General features: G+C 67.3%; 11 protein-coding genes. 4 read left to right on the top strand and 7 right to left on the bottom strand.

Annotation, left to right across the window (positions count from 1 at the left end; translation table 11 throughout):
• Nucleotides 1-11 precede the first annotated feature (11 nt).
• On the top strand, nucleotides 12-500 hold the full coding sequence (locus FE240_RS00905) for an NUDIX hydrolase (protein WP_226799097.1): 489 nt from the start codon (nucleotides 12-14) through the stop codon (nucleotides 498-500).
• Here FE240_RS00905 and FE240_RS00900 read toward each other — a convergent pair.
• From FE240_RS00900 to tpx, 3 genes are all read right to left on the bottom strand, one after another.
• Nucleotides 497-1,537: an NAD(P)H-dependent flavin oxidoreductase gene (locus FE240_RS00900; protein WP_193003017.1), complete on the bottom strand. Its 1,041-nt coding sequence runs from the start codon at nucleotides 1,535-1,537 to the stop codon at nucleotides 497-499. The genes FE240_RS00905 and FE240_RS00900 overlap by 4 nt on opposite strands.
• Nucleotides 1,538-1,562: 25 nt before the next feature.
• Entirely contained in the window at nucleotides 1,563-2,198 is a 636-nt protein-coding gene (locus FE240_RS00895) for a ribonuclease T2 family protein (RefSeq protein WP_193003016.1), read from the bottom strand.
• A 223-nt stretch (nucleotides 2,199-2,421) separates the two neighbouring features.
• Nucleotides 2,422-2,925, bottom strand: coding sequence for a thiol peroxidase (gene tpx, locus FE240_RS00890; protein ID WP_193003015.1), 504 nt, complete (start codon nucleotides 2,923-2,925; stop codon nucleotides 2,422-2,424).
• Nucleotides 2,926-3,383: 458 nt separating this feature from the next.
• Between tpx and cstA the strand changes: the two genes are divergently transcribed.
• Genes cstA through FE240_RS00875 form a run of 3 tightly spaced genes read left to right on the top strand, consistent with a single transcriptional unit; the run spans nucleotide 3,384 to nucleotide 6,781 of the window.
• Nucleotides 3,384-5,507, top strand: a complete 2,124-nt coding sequence (gene cstA, locus FE240_RS00885) for a pyruvate/proton symporter CstA (RefSeq protein WP_193003014.1) — start codon at nucleotides 3,384-3,386, stop codon at nucleotides 5,505-5,507.
• Between the two features lie 56 nt (nucleotides 5,508-5,563).
• On the top strand, nucleotides 5,564-5,761 hold the full coding sequence (locus FE240_RS00880; RefSeq protein ID WP_193003013.1) for a YbdD/YjiX family protein: 198 nt from the start codon (nucleotides 5,564-5,566) through the stop codon (nucleotides 5,759-5,761).
• Between the two features lie 12 nt (nucleotides 5,762-5,773).
• Nucleotides 5,774-6,781 carry a CobW family GTP-binding protein gene (locus FE240_RS00875; protein WP_193003012.1) on the top strand — a complete coding sequence of 336 codons (1,008 nt, stop codon included), beginning with the start codon at nucleotides 5,774-5,776 and terminating at the stop codon, nucleotides 6,779-6,781.
• A gap of 67 nt (nucleotides 6,782-6,848) precedes the next feature.
• On the opposite strand, the gene dbpA is transcribed toward FE240_RS00875, so the two are convergent.
• From dbpA to recC, 4 genes are all read right to left on the bottom strand, one after another.
• The gene (gene dbpA / locus FE240_RS00870) at nucleotides 6,849-8,228 is read right to left on the bottom strand and encodes an ATP-dependent RNA helicase DbpA (RefSeq protein WP_193003011.1); all 1,380 of its coding nucleotides are present in this window, start codon (nucleotides 8,226-8,228) and stop codon (nucleotides 6,849-6,851) included.
• A 352-nt stretch (nucleotides 8,229-8,580) separates the two neighbouring features.
• Nucleotides 8,581-10,629, bottom strand: a complete 2,049-nt coding sequence (gene recD, locus FE240_RS00865; protein ID WP_193003010.1) for an exodeoxyribonuclease V subunit alpha — start codon at nucleotides 10,627-10,629, stop codon at nucleotides 8,581-8,583.
• Entirely contained in the window at nucleotides 10,626-14,144 is a 3,519-nt protein-coding gene (gene recB / locus FE240_RS00860) for an exodeoxyribonuclease V subunit beta (RefSeq protein WP_193003009.1), read from the bottom strand. Before recB ends, recD begins: the two co-directional genes overlap by 4 nt.
• A complete protein-coding gene (gene recC, locus FE240_RS00855) occupies nucleotides 14,144-17,437 on the bottom strand; it encodes an exodeoxyribonuclease V subunit gamma (protein ID WP_193003008.1) in 3,294 nt (1,097 codons plus the stop codon). The genes recB and recC overlap by 1 nt, the downstream gene beginning before the upstream one ends.
• Between the last annotated feature and the right edge of the window lie 91 nt (nucleotides 17,438-17,528).

Genomic DNA, 17,528 nt, shown 5'->3' with positions numbered 1-17,528 from the left:
AGCCCTTTATGCTGCACTGCCCATCCTGTGGCCACGCCACCCTGGCGCGCCTGTCCGAGCAGGAGCTGCGCTGCCACTGCGGTTTTCACTACTTCCACAACGTGGCCTCCGCCGTCATGGTCGCCCTGTGCTGGCGCGATGAGCTGCTGGTCGCGGTGCGCGCCCGCGAGCCGGGTCGCGGCCTGTGGGATCTGCCGGGTGGCTTTGTCGACCCGCGCGAGTCGCTAGAGCAGGCGGCCCTGCGCGAGCTCGGCGAGGAGATCGGCTGGCAGCCGGCACCGGAGCAGCTGCGCTATCTCGGCTCCTTTCCCAACACCTACCACTTCGATGGCATCGACTACTGCACCTGCGATGCGGTGTTTGCCGTCATGCTGACGGAAAAACCCCAACTGCGCGCGGCCGATGACGTGGCCGAGCTGCACTGGGTGGCGCGCCAAGCCCTGGCGCCGGAGCGCTTCGCCTTCCCCTCGACCCGCCGAGCCCTGACTCTGCTCCCCTAAACGTTCCAGCCAGCAGCCAGAGCCGCCACCACCTCGGCCGCCGCCACGGCGCGGCAGGCACTGTGCCCCTGCCCTGCCCACAACGGCGTAAAGTCATCCCGCCCGGCGGCCTCGGCGGCACTGCGCAGCGGCGCCAGCGCTGCGCCGGCGTGGGGGAAGGGGGGCGCGAGCGGCGAGAGGGGGCCGAGCCAGCCCATCAGGCGGTTGTGCAGGCCACGGGCCGGTCGCCCGGTAAACAGGTTGGTAATGGCGCTGTGACGCGCCGGGCCCAGCAGCGCCGCCCGGTGCAGCGGCGGCGTGGTTGCCTCGTCACACAGTAAAAAGGCGGTCCCCACCTGCACCCCGGCCGCCCCGAGACTGCGCGCCGCCCGCACCGCACGGGCATCCATGATCCCTCCCGCCGCCACCACAGGCAGGCGCACCGCATCGACGATCTGCGGCAACAGGGCGAACAAGCCCGCCTGCAAGGTCAGATCCTCGTCAAGGAAGTGCCCGCGATGCCCCCCCGCCTCCAGCCCCTGGGCGATGATCACGTCGGCGCCGTGCGCCTCAAGCCAGCGGGCCTCGGCGACCGTGGTCGCCGAGGCGAGCACTTTGGCCCCCGCCCCCTTGACCCGCGCCAGCAGATCAGGGGCCGGCAGCCCAAAGTGAAAGCTCACCACGGCCGGGCGCAGCGCCTCGATGAGGGCCGCCTGCTCGGGGCCGAAGGGTTGCCGCGATGGGCCGGGCACGGTGCAGCTTTGCGGGATCCCGAGCCGCTCGTAGCCAGGTGCCAGCGCATGACGCCAGCGCGCCAGATGGGCAGCGTCCGGCGTTACCTCGCGGTGACAGAAGAAGTTGACGTTGAACGGGGCCGAGGTTGCCCCCTGCAACTCGGTCAGCGCGGTGCGCAGCGCCGCCGGCGTCAGCATGGCGGCGGGCAGTGAGCCGAGTCCGCCGGCACGGCAGACCGCCAGCGCCAGCCGATGATCCTGCACCCCCGCCATGGGAGCCTGAATGATCGGCAGGGCACAGCCCAGCAGTGAGGTGAGCGTCATGACATCCTCCTTGATGTGAACGCCGCTAACGCACCGCGCGCAGCAGAAAGTCCGGTTGGGCGCACAGGCGCGCCTCGCGCCGCTGCATCTCCTGCGAGCAAGCCCGCGCCGTCTTGCCGTCCGGGGTCAGGCAAAGATAAATTTCACGCAAAAAGCGGCCACCGGTTCCGCAAGAGAGGGCGATGCTCTCCTCCTTGAGCCAGTTGTTGGCTGCCAGCAAATCCCGGCGCAGCGCAGCCGGGCTGCGTCGCAGCGGCTGCACCGGCGCCCGGTAGGCCTCGGGGATCACCAGCCGACCCTTGAGGCGTTCGGCCAGGGCATGATAGTCACGCTGCGGCAGACCCGAGCAGGTGCCGTGCTTCTTCCACTCGTGGCGATAGAGGTGGGCGCTGGGATAGAGGGTCGGAAACGCCTTGCCCATGGCCGCATCCCACGGCTCACCAGGGCAGTCGGCCGGATAACCGCGCTCACGCTGCGGCCACAGGCCGTGCAGGACAAAGCCGTAACCCCGGCCGCACTGGTTGTCGTTGCGACGGGCGACGCAATGCTCCGGCGACCAGGAAAGAGCAAGAGCGTAAAAATCAAAACGGGCCGGGCGATCCCCCGCCAAGGCTTGGGAACCGAGCAAGCCCCCTAACAGAAGAACAAGAATGTGGCGCACAAAGGGCTCCATGCAGGTCATGAATGTGCAGCCATGGTAACCGCTTGCGGCCATCCGGCAAGTGCGCAAATGCAGGGGCTGGGCAAGGGCCCATCCACCCCGGCTTCGCCGCCACCTTGCTGATCTTACGCAAATGGATGCACCACCGGCACGCCCCCGAGGTGACGCTGGCGCCATAAAAAGGCCCGCCAGATGGCGGGCCTTTGAGCAGATGTGGAGGCGATCAGGCCAGGGCAGCCAACGCGGCGGCGTAGTTCGGCTCTTCGGTCACTTCGGCCACCAGCTCGCTGTGCAGCACCTTGTCTTGCTCGTCGAGCACCACGATGGCGCGGGCCGTCAGCCCCACCAGCGGGCCGGAGGAGAAGGCCACACCGTACTCCTGCATGAAGTCACCGCTGCGCAGGGTGGAGAGGGTCACCACCTTGTCGAGCCCCTCGGCGCCGCAGAAACGAGCCTGGGCGAACGGCAGATCGGCGGAGATGCACAGCACGACGGTGTTGGTCAGCGCGCTGGCTTCGGTGTTGAACTTGCGCACCGAGGCGGCGCACACCGAGGTGTCGACGCTCGGGAAGATGTTGAGGATCTTGCGCTGGCCGGCAAAGCTGGCCAGGGTCACGTCGGCCAGATCCTTGCCAACCAGGGAGAAGGGCTTGGCCTGCTGGCCGGCGGCGGGGAAGGAGCCAGCCACGGAAACCGGGTTGCCTTGCAAAGTGACGGTGTTGCTCATGATCAATCCTTGTGAAGGTTTATTAGTATCGTCGGGGAGCCAGTATAGGCGCAGGCTTGCCGGCAAAACACCCGCAAAATGGAGGGAGAAGGCCACCCGAATAGAGCAGGAGCGGCGCCGCCCATCGCGGCCCGCCAGCGGGTTCGGGCTAGCTCACCCGAGCCGCGCAGGGCGCCGTGACGCGTGCCGCCCTATTTTTCACTGGCTCGCGGCCGGTCGGCAGCGGCTGATGCGGTCACCGCAGCGTGGGCTGATTTTCTTTCCTCGAGTAAAACCCCCGCTAATTCATGGGTTTTAGCCATACCCCTCCAGTTTGTGATCCCCTCAGCATTCTCGGGAAAATATCGCGTGGCCGCGCTCAGTTACAGGAGAAGCCGATTGAGGCGCGTAGACGATTGTTATAAAGATGCAAATGCCAACAACCAATCTATGTAACACCTCAATAACGGACGTGACTTATGGAGAAGTTCGGGAAACACCTTGGCTGGGTGGTGCTGGCACTGCTCGGTGCCTTCGCCCTCGGCTATATCGCCCTCAATCGCGGTGAACAGATCAACGCCCTCTGGATCGTGGTGGCGGCGGTGTGTGTCTATCTCATCGCCTATCGCTACTACGGCCTCTTCATCGCCCACAAGGTGCTGGGGGTAGACGGCACCCGCATGACGCCAGCAGTGCGCCACAACGACGGGCTGGACTATGTGCCGACCGACAAGAAGGTGCTGTTCGGCCACCACTTCGCCGCCATCGCTGGCGCCGGCCCTCTGGTGGGGCCCGTGCTGGCCGCCCAGATGGGTTATCTGCCCGGCATGCTCTGGCTACTGGCCGGGGTCGTGCTGGCCGGCGCGGTGCAGGACTTCATGGTGCTGTTCGTCTCAACCCGCCGTGACGGCCGCTCCCTTGGCGAGCTGGTCAAGGCCGAGATGGGCAATACCGCCGGGGTTATCGCTCTGGTCGCCACCTTCATGATCATGGTGATCATCCTGGCGGTGCTGGCGATGATAGTGGTCAAGGCGCTGGCCCACAGCCCGTGGGGTACCTACACGGTGGCCTTCACCATTCCGCTGGCCCTGTTCATGGGGATCTACACCCGTTACCTGCGCCCCGGCCGCATCGGCGAGGTGTCGGTGATAGGCCTAGTGCTGCTGATGTTCGCCATCATCTCCGGCGGCTGGGTCGCCGAGAGCGAAACCTGGGCCCCCTACTTCGACTTTAACGGGGTGCAGCTCACCTGGATGCTGGTCGGCTACGGCTTCGTCGCCTCCGTGCTGCCGGTCTGGCTGCTGCTGGCACCGCGTGACTACCTCTCGACCTTCCTCAAGATCGGCACCATAGTCGGGCTGGCCATCGGCATCCTGATCATGCGTCCGACCCTGCAAATGCCGGCGCTGACCCAGTTCATCGACGGCACCGGCCCGGTGTGGGCCGGGGATCTGTTCCCCTTCCTGTTCATCACCATCGCCTGTGGCGCCGTGTCGGGCTTCCACGCCCTCATCTCCTCGGGCACCACCCCCAAGATGCTGGCCAACGAGAACCAGGCCTGCTTCATCGGCTACGGCGGCATGCTGATGGAGTCCTTCGTCGCCATCATGGCTCTGGTGGCCGCCTGCGTCATCGATCCGGGTGTCTACTTCGCCATGAACAGCCCGATGGCTGTGCTGGCGCCGGCCGGTACCACCGACGTGGTGGTCTCTGCCGCCTCCGTGGTGAGCGGCTGGGGCTTCCAGATCACCCCAGAGACCCTGACCCGCATCGCCAGCGAGGTGGGTGAGCAGAGCATCATCTCGCGCGCCGGCGGCGCTCCGACCCTGGCGGTCGGCATGGCCTACATACTGCACGGAGCCCTCGGCGGCCTGATGAACGTCGCCTTCTGGTATCACTTTGCGATCCTGTTCGAGGCCCTGTTCATCCTCACCGCGGTGGACGCTGGCACCCGCGCCGCCCGCTTCATGCTGCAAGATCTGCTGGGGGTCATCTCCCCCTCCCTCAAGCGCACCGAGTCGCTGCCGGCCAACCTGCTCGCCACCGCCCTGTGCGTGCTGGCCTGGGGCTACTTCCTGCATCAAGGGGTGGTCGACCCGCTCGGCGGCATCAACACCCTGTGGCCGCTGTTTGGCATCGCCAACCAGATGCTGGCCGGCATGGCGCTGCTGCTGTGCGCCGTGGTGCTGTTCAAGATGAAGCGCCACGCCTACGCCTGGGTGGCCCTGCTGCCGACCAGCTGGCTGCTCATCTGCACCATGACCGCCGGCTGGCAGAAGGTGTTCAGCGACAACCCGAAACTGGGCTTCCTCGCCATCGCCAACAAGTTCCAGGCGATGATCGACAGCGGCGCCATCCCGCCCCAGTACACCGAGTCGCAGCTGAGCCAACTGGTGTTTAACAACCGCCTCGACGCCGGCCTCACCCTGTTCTTCATGGTGGTGGTGGTGGTGCTCGCCCTGTTCTCGCTCAAGACCGCGCTCAAGGCGCTGCGCAACCCGCAGCCGAGCGCCAACGAGACCCCGTATCAGCCGATGCCGGCGGACAAGACCGCTCAGTCCGACGCGGATGACGACAGCGATCTGGCCCCCAGCCTGAAGTAAGTCAGCAGGCCGGCCCCCTGGGGCCGGCCCTCATCGACGCTAAACGAGGAGCAAGCATGTTCGACACCCTGGCCAAAGCCGGCAAATACCTGGGACAGGCCGCCAAGCTGATGGTCGGTGTGCCCGATTACGACAACTATGTGCAGCACATGCGGCTGACCCACCCGGAGCAGACCCCCATGAGCTACGAAGAGTTTTTCCGCGAACGCCAAGATGCCCGCTACGGCGGCAAGAACGGCGGTCGCTGCTGCTAGATAGGAATCCCCATGAACCAGGCGATTGCGGTCACCCTGCTGACCGGTTTTCTCGGCGCCGGCAAAACCACCCTGCTCAACCACTTCCTGCGCCACCATCAAGGGCCCCCTGTGGCCATCCTCGAGAACGAGTTCGGCGCCGCCAACATCGACGGCGCCCTGCTTGAGGGGGGCGAGGGGGTGAGCGTGGTCGAGCTCAGTAACGGCTGCGTCTGTTGCAGCGTGCGCGGCGAGTTCGCCGCCGCCCTCACCGATCTGCTGGCGCGCCGGGCGCGTGGCGAGCTGGCCTTCGAGCGGCTCATCGTCGAGACCACCGGCCTCGCCGATCCGGGCCCCATCATCCAGACCTTCTTCGTGGAAGAGGCCCTGCGCGAGGCGCTGCGCCTCGATGCCGTCATCACCTTGGCCGACTGCCAGCACATCGCCCGCCAGCTCGACGAGCACCCGGTGGCCGCCGCCCAGCTCGGCTTTGCCGATCGCATCTTACTCAGCAAGTGCGACAGCGTGGATGAGGCGACCCGCGCCGCAGCTCTCGCCCGCATCCATCGCATCAACCACAAGGCCGAGATCATCGACGTGCAGCAGGGGGCCTGCCCCCCTTCGCTCTGGCTCGATATCGACGCCTTCACCCTGAGCGACGAGCTGCCCCTGAGCCAAGGGGTGCGCATAGTGCGAGCCAGCGGCGAGGCCTTCGCCCCCCTCTCGGGGCAGCCCCGCTCCTGGCACGACACCATACAGGCCCAACTGTTCGAGGGGGGCGAGCTGGATCTCAAGCGCATCGGCGCCTTCATGGAGCAGTGCATCGCGCAGCACGGCAACGACATGCTGCGCTACAAGGGGGTGCTGGCCATCGCCGGTGAATCGCGCCGGCTGATCGTGCAGGGGGTGCACAAGGTGGTGGGGTTCGACTACGGCTCCCCTTGGGGCGAGACACCACCCCGCTCGCGGCTGGTGATCATCGGCCGCTACCTGCCCGTTGAGCCGCTGCGCGAAGGCTTTGCCGCTTGCGCGGCGATCTGATCCCGCCCGAGCGCCCATACAAAAGGGGCCTGACGCACGCGTCAGGCCCCTTCTTTTTGCCGCCCGTTTAGCCGAGCAGGCGCACCCGGTAGCTCTTGCCCTTGATCTTCCCCTCGCTCAGACGCTTGAGGGCCGCCTTGGCCTGGGCGCGGCGCACCGCCACGTAGGAGAACTGATCCTGCACCTGAATTTTGCCCACCTGATCGCCGGGCAGGCCGGTCTCGCCGGTCAGGGCGCCGAGGATGTCCCCCGGGCGCAGCTTGTGCTTGCGACCGCCGCCGATGGAGAGGGTGGCAAACTCCGGCGCCACCGGGTGCAGCTCGCTGCTCAGCGCCGCCAACTCCCCCTGCGGCAGGGGGCTGCCGAGGTACTCCTCAATCAGGGTCACGCGCTGGGCCTCATTCGGCTGATAGAGGGAGAGCGCCAACCCCTGCTGACCGGCGCGGCCGGTACGGCCGATGCGGTGCACGTGCACCTCGGGGTCATAGGTCAGCTCATAGTTGATGACGGCGCCCAGCTCCTTGATGTCGAGGCCACGGGCAGCCACGTCGGTCGCCACCAGGATGGAGGCGCTGCCGTTGGCAAAGCGCACCAGCACCTGATCGCGCTCGCGCTGCTCGAGATCGCCGTTGAGGGTCAGGGCCGAGAAGCCACGACTCACCAGATAGTTGCTCACCTCACCGCAGGCCCGCTTGGTGTTGCAGAACACCACGCAGGAGGCGGGGCGGTAGTGGCTGAGCAGCCGCGCCAGCGCCTCGGGACGGGTGCCCGGCGCCACCTCGAACAACTGCTGGGCGATGGCGGCGTCCTGATGGATGGCCTCGACGCTCACCTCGACCGGGTTGCGCTGCACGCCGCGGCTCATGCTGGCGATCTCGTCCGGGTAGGTGGCCGAGAAGAGCAGGGTCTGCCGCTCGCGCGGGGCGAAGCGGATCACCTTGTGGATATCCTCACCAAAGCCCATGTCGAGCATGCGATCCGCCTCGTCCAGCACCAGGGTGGTGAGGGCTTCGAGGCGCAGGGTGCCCTGCTCCAGGTGCTTGAGCACCCGGCCCGGGGTGCCGACGGCGATGTGGGCGCCAAAGCCCAGGGTGGCGGACTGGGGTGCGGTCGGCACGCCGCCGCACAGGGTCACCAGCTTGACGTTCGGCATGGCGCGCGCCAGACGGCGCAGCTCGCTGGCCACCTGATCGGCCAGCTCGCGGGTCGGGCAGAGCACCAGGGATTGCACCGACAACTGGCCCACGTCGAGCGCCGCCAGCAACCCCAGCCCGAAGGCGGCGGTCTTGCCGCTGCCGGTCTTGGCCTTGGCGAGCACGTCCTTGCCGGCCAGCACCAGCGGCAGACTCTGGGCCTGGATCGGAGTCATCTCCTTATAACCGAGGGCATCGAGGTTATCTTGCAGGGCGGCGGGCAACCCCAGTTGGGCAAAGTCGGTGTGGTTCACGGCAGGTATCTCGCTGGGCCAGAAGGACGGCCGCGGAGCATAGCAGACTTGGCGGGAAAACGCGCAGGTTTCATGGGCCATGGCTCACCGTCGCCGGTTGGAGCGGTGAAGGAGTCGCGTTTTTTCCTGATAAGGTCGACGCATCAGGGAGTGAAGTTACTGGCTAGGAAATATGTTTCCCTTCCTTAGAGTAGGGAGCGATTATGGTGTTATGAGTCGAAACCAGACGTGACCAAAACACCGGTTTGGGGCCGGTGTCAGGTGATAATTAGATCTGTACACCACGCCGTAGTAAGGAGATACCGGTCGCTTCATCCCCAGACAGATTCATGCTGGTTCACGCTCCCCTCTGTCACCGCTCAGATTCCAGCCCCAACCTCTGCGCCAATCCCGAATAGCGCTCGGTCTTTTTGCGCACCGCCTGTGCCAGCAGGGCGCGATCGCCGTAGAGATCGAGGCGGGCCTTGGCGCGGGTGATGCCGGTGTAGACCAGCTCGCGGGTCAGCAGGGGGCTGGGGGCATCGGGCAGCACCAGCACGGTATGCGCGAACTCCGAGCCTTGAGACTTGTGGATGGTCATGGCAAACACCGTCTCGTGGGGTGGCAGACGGCTCGGCAGCAGGCTGCGCACGCCGCCGTCGGCCTGCTCGAACCACACCTTGAGGCGCCCCTCCTCATCCGGCAGGCACAGGCCCATGTCGCCGTTGTAAAGGCCGATACCGTGATCGTTTTGCACCACCATGACGGCGCGCCCGGCGTACCACTCCCCCTCTTTGGCGATCAGCCGCGCCCGGTTGAGCGCCGCCTCGATGCGCTCGTTGAGCCCCTCGACCCCAAACGGCCCCTCGCGCAGGGCGCAGAGGATCTGAAAGCCGTTGAAGGCCTGGAACACCGCCTTGGGCGCCAGCCCCTCGCGCAGGGCCGCCAGATAGGGGCGATAGCCATCAACCGCCTGCTGGATCAGCGCCTCGTAGCGCTCGGCGCTCCAGGGGTGCAGGGCGATGTCGGTAAACCCCTCCCCCCATACCCGCTCGACGGCGGCCGGATCGCCGCCGTTGCAGGCGCGCGCTAGCCGGCCGATGCCAGAGCGCTCGTCAAAACGCCAGCTCTTGCTAAGCAGGCAGAGGCTGTCGCGCACCGGGGCGCCGGCGGCCGAGCCGGCCACCAGGTAGCCGCTCTGGGCGGCGAGCCAGTCGGCCTGCGCCTCGCTCACCCCCTGCGTCACGAAGCTACAGATATCGGCCAGCACGGCGCCGGCCTCGACTGAGGCGAGCTGATCCTTGTCGCCGAGCAAGATCAGGCGAGCCTGCGGCGGCAGCGCCTCGAGCAGGCGCGCCATCATGGGCAAGTCCACCATAGAGGCCTCGTCCACCACCAGCACGTCCAGATGCAGGGGGTTGCCGGCGTGGTGGCGGAACTGGCTGCGCCCCGGGATCACCCCGAGCAGCCGGTGCAGGGTGCCCGCCTCGGTCGGGATGGCGCTCACCACGTCGGGGCTCAGCGGCAGATCGCCGAGGGCCGCCCCTATGCTCTCGGTCAGTCGCGCCGCCGCCTTGCCGGTGGGGGCCACCAGCCGGATGGCCGGCGCCGCCCCGGCCCGCAGCCCGGTCTCAACTAGGATCGCAAGCAGCCTGGCCACCGTGGTGGTCTTGCCGGTGCCGGGGCCGCCCGAGATGACCGCAAAGGGGCGACCGGCGGCGGTGGCCGCCGCGAGCTTCTGGCCGTTGGAGCAGGCCGAAGGCGGGATCAGGGTATCGAGGGGGGTAAGCTCGGCGCCGCTCTGGGCCGAGGCGAGCAGTGCAGCGATCTCGTCCCAGGCAAGCGCGGCCCCCTCGACCACGTCCAAGTACTTCTCGAGGAAGTGGCGCACCGAGAAGGTCGGCTCGGTGCGAAGGGGCAATAAGGCCGCGAACAGCCGCCCGTAGTCGCGGGCAAACAGGCGATCCAGCGCGGCGCGGATGTCGGGGAACTCGGCCCGCGCCGAGAGGGCACGCAGGCGCGCGGCCACCGCGCGCTCGAAGTCGTGGTAGCGGGTCAGGTAGAGCCGCCCGCACCAGAGTACCAGCGGCGTGTGGGGGGCGCTGTGGCTGCCGTCCCCCACCAGGGGCGAGGCGGCCAGACGCGCCGGCCACGTCGCCAAAGGGGCCACCCCCTCGAGCAGGGCGGCGCGCTCGTCGCCGTCGAGCCCGAACGGGCGTTCGATGGCATCTAGCGGCAGACAGATGTGGCCACGGCCCAGCTCGAAGCAGGCGAGCGCGGCGGCCAGCACCAGCTCCGGCTCGCCCCCCAGGCTCTCGATCAGGCGGGCAAATTGCAGATCGAGCTGGCGCACGCGGCCTGCCTCGGCCAGGGCGCGCAGCCGGGTGAGCAAGGGGCTATCGGAATGGATGGGTGCGCTCATGCTGCCTCCTCGCCGTTAAAGAGTGAATCGAGGGCGCGCACCAGCTCAAGGGTGGGAGCGGCGTGGAAGACGCCGGCCTCGGGCATGCCGCGCAGGAACAGGTAGAAGACGCCGCCCAGGTGGCGGGCCGGGTCATAATCGGGCAGGCGGTGGGCCAGCAGCCGGTGCAGCGCCAGGGTGTAGAGCTGGTATTGCAGATCGTAATGGTGATCGAGCATGGCCTGCTCGAGGGCTGCGCCGCCGTAATCGAGGGGGCTCTGCCCCAGCCAGTTGGACTTGTAGTCGAGCACGTACCAGCGCCCCTGCCACTCGAACACCAGATCGATAAAGCCCTTGAGCATCCCCTGCACGCTCTGAAACGCGAGGGGCTTGCCACGCGCCGAGAGGGGATCGTGGGCCCTTCGCACCGCATCGAGCCCCTCGGCCGTGACCCGCCCCATGGGCAGGAAGAACTCCAGCTCGGCCTGATGGTGGGCCACCTCACCCAGCCGCAGCCCCGGCAACAGCTCGGCCCCGAGCACGGCCGCCAGATGCGTGGTCAGCACCTCGCTCCACTCGGGCTCGAAGCCGTCGCGCTCGAGCAGGGCCGCCACCTGGGGGGCCACCTCGTCGTGGCGGGCAGGATCGCGCGCCAGCTCGAAGGGGATCTCCTCAAACAGGGTGTGCAGCAAGGTGCCGGGCCGGGCGCCGCGCGGGAAGGTGAAGATGGAGCGCTCCAGCGCCATCTCTTCACCGCGCTCGCAGGCCACCTCGGCGTCGAAACCTGGGGTCGCCAGCACACCGCGATCGTGGTGGCTGCCGGAGCTGGAGAGCGCCGAGTAGGAGCTGACCCACCAGTCGCGCTCGATGCGCCCACCGAAACGGCGCACCTTCGGTGTAGTCTCCGTCTCGTGCTCGGCGGGCAGTGGGGCCGGGCGAGCGAGTGATGGCTCACCCACCACCACTCCCGGCACCTCGCGCGCCAGGGTGGTCAGCGCCTCGGCCATCAGCGTTGCCTCCCCTTCCTCGCCCCGTTGCAGCAGGTAGCCGATGGCGGTCTTGTGCAGATCGGTCTTGGTCGACTTGCCCGGCCCCGAGCGCACCGGCGCCAGCCCAAGCCAGGTGGCGTAGACGCCCCGGGTCAGTGCCACGTAGAGCAGGCGCAGATCTTCGGCCAGACGCTCGCGCTCGGCCTGCTCCAGCGCCTTGGGCGAACGGCTGAGATCGAGCAGGGTGCGGTTCCCCTCGTGATAGAGGGGGGTGTCGCTCTCGCGGTGGGCGCAGATAAACGGCAGGAACACCAAGGGGTATTCGAGCCCCTTGGACTTGTGGATGGTGACGATCTGCACCAATTTGCGTTCGGATTCGAGACGCAGCACCTGCTCCTCGGCCTGCCCTCCCTCCCGGGTCGCCTCGGCCAGCCAGCGCAGCAGAGCATACTCCCCGTCCAGCTCGCTGGCCGCCTGCTCCAGCAGCTCGGCCAGGTGTAGGTAGTTGGTCAGACGTCGCTCCCCGAACGGGCCGGCCAGCAGGCTGGCAGCCAGCTTGCGCCGGTGCAGCAGGGCGCGCAGCATGGCCAGCACCCCGATCCGGCGCCACTGGCGGCGGTAGTCGGTGAACTCCTGCACCGTGGCCTCCCACAGCTTCTCGTCGCGGCTAAAGGCGTCCAGCGCCTTGGCATCGAGGTCGAACAAGCCCGTGGCAAGCGCCGCGCGCAGGGCCCGCTCGTCGCTCGGGTGCAAGCAGGCATGCAAGATCAGCAATATCTCGCGCGCCTCTGCGCTATCGAGCACGCTCTCGCGGTTAGAGAGATAGACAGAGGCGATGCCGAGCGCCGAGAGGGCCTGCTGCACCACCCGCCCCTCGATGCCGGTGCGCACCAGCACGGCGATGTCGCCGGCGCGCAGGGGCGCCTCGCCGATGTGGGCCTCCCCCTGGCGGGCCAGGGTCAGCAATCGGTGGATCTCCGCCGCCGTGGCGCTCGCCATGCGCGACTGGTAGCTCCCCTTGTTGATGGTGGGGCTCTCTGCCAGCCACCAGCAGCACAGGGCCGGCGCCTCGGCCCCCGCCAACGTCAGCCCCTGCGCTTTGCCCTGGGCCGCCACCGGCAGGAAGGGGATGTCCTGGTCATAGATGAAGGGGGCGCGGGCTCGCTCGAACAGGGCGTTGACCGCCCCCACCAGCGCCTGGCTTGAGCGCCAGTTGCGCCCCAGGGTGTAGTGACTGCTCACTGCCCGGCGCGCCTGGATGTAAGTGAAGATGTCGGCGCCGCGAAAGCCGTAGATGGCCTGCTTGGGGTCGCCGATCATCAGCAGCGCCGTCTCCTCCTGCCCGCCGTAGAGGGCGTGAAAGATGCGGTACTGTTGGGGGTCGGTATCCTGGAATTCGTCGATCATGGCCACCCGGTAGGTGGCGCGGATGCGCTCGCGCAGCCGCTCCCCCAAGGGCGAGGCGAGCGCCCGGTCGAGATTCCCGAGCAAGTCTGAGAACGAGAGCTGATAAGCCTCGCGCTTGGCGCGCCCCATGCGTTTGTGCACCTCGCGGGCGGCCCGCTGCAACACCAGATCGTCGATGGCGGGGGGGCGGGCCACGAGGTCTTCAATGGCATCGAACAGCGGCAGATCCGGGGCCTTCTCCCCTTTTTTAAGGTGCTCAAGCAGGGCCGAGCGGGCAAAGCGGGCCAGAGGATCGGGCAGGCCATAGCCGTGCTCGTCGCTGTGGGCCCACAGGCCAATCTTCTCAAGCCAGCCTTCGTAGGTCTTGCCGGTGTAGCGGCTCACCACCCCCTCGGTCTGGGCGCGCAGGGCGTCGAGGTTGTCACGCCACTGGGCCTTCACCGCCGCCACCCTAGCCATCTCCCGCTCGTGGCGCGCAAGCAAGGTCTCGTCGCCGGCCGGCGGCAGGATCTCCAGCTCCGGGTTGTCGAGCCAGCCCTGAATATCGGCCAGCAGATCGGCCGGGCTCTTCCAGTGTTTGCGCAAGGCGCGGGCCAAGGACTCCCCAGCCGGATAGAAGTCAGCGCGCCAGTAATCACTCACTGCCTGCAACTTGAGCTGGCTGTCATCGGTGAGAAATTCGGTCTCAAACAAGGCGCCCGACTCGAAGGCGTTGCTCTTGAGCATCCGCTGGCAAAAACCGTGGATGGTAAAGACTGCCGCCTCGTCCATCTGCCGCTCGGCGGCAAGCAGCAGGCGCGCCGCCGAGTCGTGTTCCGGCACCTCGTCGAGCAGTTGGGCCAACAGGGGGTCGCCGCTTTGCCCACGCAGGAAGGCAAGGCGCGCCTCGTGGATGCGGGCGCGAATGCGGCCACGTAGCTCGGCGGTGGCCGCCTCGGTAAAGGTCACCACCAAAATCTCGGTCACGCTCAAAGGCCGGGCGTGGGCGGTGAGCTGCCCTTCCTCATCGGCCGGGCCGTGGCCGAGCAGCAGGCGCAGGTAGAGACCGGCGATGGTGTAGGTCTTGCCGGTGCCGGCGGAGGCCTCGATCAGGCGCTCGCCAAACAGGGGAAAGCGCAGGGTATCTAGAGTGCGGGACATCAGTCGATCTCCTCCAGCGCCTGATAAAGGGGCAACAGATGGGTGCGAGCGAGGGCGATGAGCTGGCTCATCACCGCCTCGTCCAGTGCAGGGAAGCAGCGCTGGATGTAAGGGTCTTCCCCCTCGCCCATCAGCTGCCAGCCCCCCTCGAAGCTGGTGCGGGCGGCGCGCAGCGCCTTCTCCTCGTCACCGCTTTTTTCCTGTTCGCCAAGCCAGCTCCAGGCGCTCTTGGGAAACAGCGGCAGCGGGTGGCGCAGCCCCGCCACCCAGTCATCGACCAGGGCGAGCAGGTGGCGGCGGGCCACCTTGGGCGCAAGCACCGGCAAGCGCCAGCTCTTGAGCCCATCGAGCAGCAGGGTCTCGCCGGGGGAGCGCGACAGGCACAGGCACAAGTGCCTGAGCCAGCCTTGCAGCCAGTCGCGGCCGTGGAAGCTGCCGGGTTTGACGATGAGCTGCTTGCCCTGCTCGCAGTCGAGCCAGCCGAGCAGCCGCCCTTGGGGCAGGGGGATGTCGATCTCCACCGGCGTTTTTTCCGATCGCAGCGGGCGTACCCGCTCGGCCAGTCCGGCCATCTTATCGTCCAGCTCATCGAGCAGCAGGGGGCCGAACCAGCTTTGGGGCAACTGACCGGCCAGCCGCAGCCGCTCGCGCAGCCGCGCTGTGCCCCCTTCATCCAGATGGGCGCTCAGCAATTGATCCTTGAGCTGGTAGTTCTCCAGCCCGTCGAGGGCGAAGGGCTCGCTCTCCTCGAGGCGGGTGTCATCTAGCTCAAACCACACCTTGAGGCGGCGGTTGAGAAAGTAGCGCGCCGGATTGCGGTAAAAGCGCAGCAACTCGGCCAGCTCCAGCTCGCCCCCCTCCATCTCGGGGGGCAGGGGCAGATCGCCGCTCTGGAAGTTGCCCGCCCCCGCCTTGGGGGTGAGCGCCGGCAGCCAGTCGGCCGCATAGGTGAAGAGGCGCTCATCTTTGGGAAAGAAGTAGTCGCGGCTGTAAGGGGTGAGCGGGTGCGCCGTCACCAGCGCCTGCAACAGGCGCCGGCCCGATTCGTCATCGGCTAGATCTTCATCGCCAGCCAGCACGAAGCCCTGACGCAAGTAATCGAGCAGCTCGGCCAGCAGCACCGAGGGTTCGCGCTCGCTGTTGTCTTGCACGCTGAAACCCTGATAACTGATGTAGAGGCCGTCCTGAGCGCTCAGCAGCGCCTCGAGAAAGAGGTAGCGGTCGTCGTCACGGCGCGATCGATCCCCACGCCGGCTGGCGAGCGCCATTAGATCGAACCCCATGGGCGGCAGAGTGCGCGGGTAGACGCCGTCGTTCATGCCGAGCAGGCAGACCTGGCGAAACGGGATGGATCGCATCGGCATCAGGGTGCAGAAGTTGACCTGCCCGGCGAGAAAGCGCTGGCTCGAGCGTTGGGCCGCCAGCGCCTGGCCGAGCACATCTTGCAGCAGCGCCGGGGTAATCGGCTCGTCGAAGCGCACCTCGCCGAGGGTCTCCTGCCAGCTCGCCATGGCATCGCGCACCAGCTGGATGTGGCGCTCTTCGTCTTCATCCGGGTCATAGCAGGCCGCGAGCAGGGCGTGCAGCAGCCGGTGCCACTCGGGCAGAGAGCGGGCTTGCTCCAACAGCGGCAGGAAGTGGGCCAGGGTGTCGACGAAGGCGGCGAGCTTGCCGAGCGTCACCCCCTGCTGCCCCTCGATCTCGGCATAGGGCAGGATGCCGGCCACCGGCTCCCCCTCCCCCATGGCGTAGCCAAGCAGCATGCGGCGCAGGCCGAACAGCCAGGAGTTGCCCGACAGGGCCGGCAGATCGAAGCGCTCCGGGTAGGCATCGTCGAGCCCCCAGCGGATGCCGCTCTCTTGCACCCAGCGGCGCAGGGTGTCGAACTCCTCCACCGTCAGGGCAAAGCGGCGCAGCACCGCCGGCACCTCGAGCAGGGCGAGCAGCTCGCCCGCCCCGAAGCGTTGGCGTGGCAGGCGCAGCAGCGCCAAAAAACTTTGCAGCAGCGGGCTCTCTTGGCTCGCCGCCCGATCCGAAATGGAGAAGGGGATCTGGCCGCGCGCCCCGAATACTGCCTGGATGAAGGGGGCGTAGCCGGCTACGTCCGGCATCATCACCACCACCTCTTTCGGGGTCAGGGTCGGGTCACGCTCGAACAGATCGAGCAGGCGATCGTGCAGCACCTCCAATTCGCGCACCGGGCTGTGACAGGCGTGGATCTGCAAGCTGTGATCGCCCGCCGTGAGCACCGTCTTGTGGCGGCTCGAGTCGGGGTCGTCGAACACGGCGCCGCGATCGCGCTGCTCCAACACATCCCCTTGCAGGCGGTGCAGCAGGGTGTCTTCGGTCATGTCGACGAAGGCCTCCACCTCCGGCGGCTCCAACCCCATCAGGTGGTGCAGGTAGTCGCGCCCGAGCTTGCCCATGGAGGCGAGCAGTGGATTGCTCTCCCCTTGCAGGGTCTCAAGGTCGGTGCCGGGACGCAGCCGCCGCTCGAGGCGGGCCATGGTCTTGCGATCGAGCAGATCGCCCCAGTAGTAGCGGCACGGATTGGTGACAAACAGATGCACCTCGATGCGTTCGCCGAGCACCCGCAGCGCCTCCACATAACCGGGCGGCAGGGCCGAGATGCCGAAGACGAAGACCCGCTTGGGCAGCCGTCCCGGCAGAGGGGCGCCACTTTGCAACGCCTGAATGAAGGCCTCGAACAGGTTCGCCCTGTGATAACCGCTGTCGGCCAGTTGCAGGGTGCGGGCCACCAGCTCGCGCCACAGCACGGGTTGCCAATCCTGACCGGCCACTTCGCCAAGCTCAGCAGGCAGACCCTCACCGCGCTCCCAGCGCTCGATCCAGTCGGGGCGGTAGACCAGATACTGGTCGAACAGATCCGCAACCTTCTGACACAGCTGCCACAGGCGCACCTGCTCGGGGGACTCCTCCTGCGGGGAGAGGTAACTGCGCAGGGGGGCGAAATCGGGTCGCTCGAGCAGGGTCGGCAGCGTCATCATCAACTGCCAGCTCATGCTCTGCTTGTTGTAGGGGCTGCGGGCCGGGACGTCGCCCAGTACTTCGATGAACATCTGCCAGATGAAGCTGGCTGGCAGGGGAAAGTCGATGTTGGCGGCGATGCCGAAGGCGCTCGCCAGCTCCAGCTTGAGCCACTGGGCCATGCCGGGGCTTTGGACCAGGATCTGCTCGCGCTCGAACGGATCGGTCAGCGGGTCGCGGCGCACCAGCTCGACCAGCAGGGCCTTGAGCACGTCGAGCTGGTTGGAGTGATAGAGGGTGAACATGGACAATCCCCATCGAAGGCAATGGCCGGATTGTCATGGATTGGCGCGCCAGATGCAAAAAAGCCGGAGCTTTCGCTCCGGCTAAAGGCCT

The organism is Aeromonas simiae (assembly GCF_014892695.1).
Classification (GTDB): Bacteria; Pseudomonadota; Gammaproteobacteria; order Enterobacterales; family Aeromonadaceae; genus Aeromonas; species Aeromonas simiae.
This window is presented reverse-complemented; position numbering and strand designations above follow the sequence as displayed.

Bases quoted from the DNA above. Each gene is read 5' to 3' on its own strand.
- FE240_RS00900 (WP_193003017.1), bottom strand. From the start codon at position 1,537: ATGACGCTCACCTCACTGCTGGGCTGTGCCCTGCCGATCATTCAGGCT.
- tpx (WP_193003015.1), bottom strand. From the start codon at position 2,925: ATGAGCAACACCGTCACTTTGCAAGGCAACCCGGTTTCCGTGGCTGGC.
- cstA (WP_193003014.1), top strand. From the start codon at position 3,384: ATGGAGAAGTTCGGGAAACACCTTGGCTGGGTGGTGCTGGCACTGCTC.
- FE240_RS00880 (WP_193003013.1), top strand. From the start codon at position 5,564: ATGTTCGACACCCTGGCCAAAGCCGGCAAATACCTGGGACAGGCCGCC.
- FE240_RS00875 (WP_193003012.1), top strand. From the start codon at position 5,774: ATGAACCAGGCGATTGCGGTCACCCTGCTGACCGGTTTTCTCGGCGCC.
- recD (WP_193003010.1), bottom strand. From the start codon at position 10,629: ATGAGCGCACCCATCCATTCCGATAGCCCCTTGCTCACCCGGCTGCGC.
- recB (WP_193003009.1), bottom strand. From the start codon at position 14,144: ATGTCCCGCACTCTAGATACCCTGCGCTTTCCCCTGTTTGGCGAGCGC.
- recC (WP_193003008.1), bottom strand. From the start codon at position 17,437: ATGTTCACCCTCTATCACTCCAACCAGCTCGACGTGCTCAAGGCCCTG.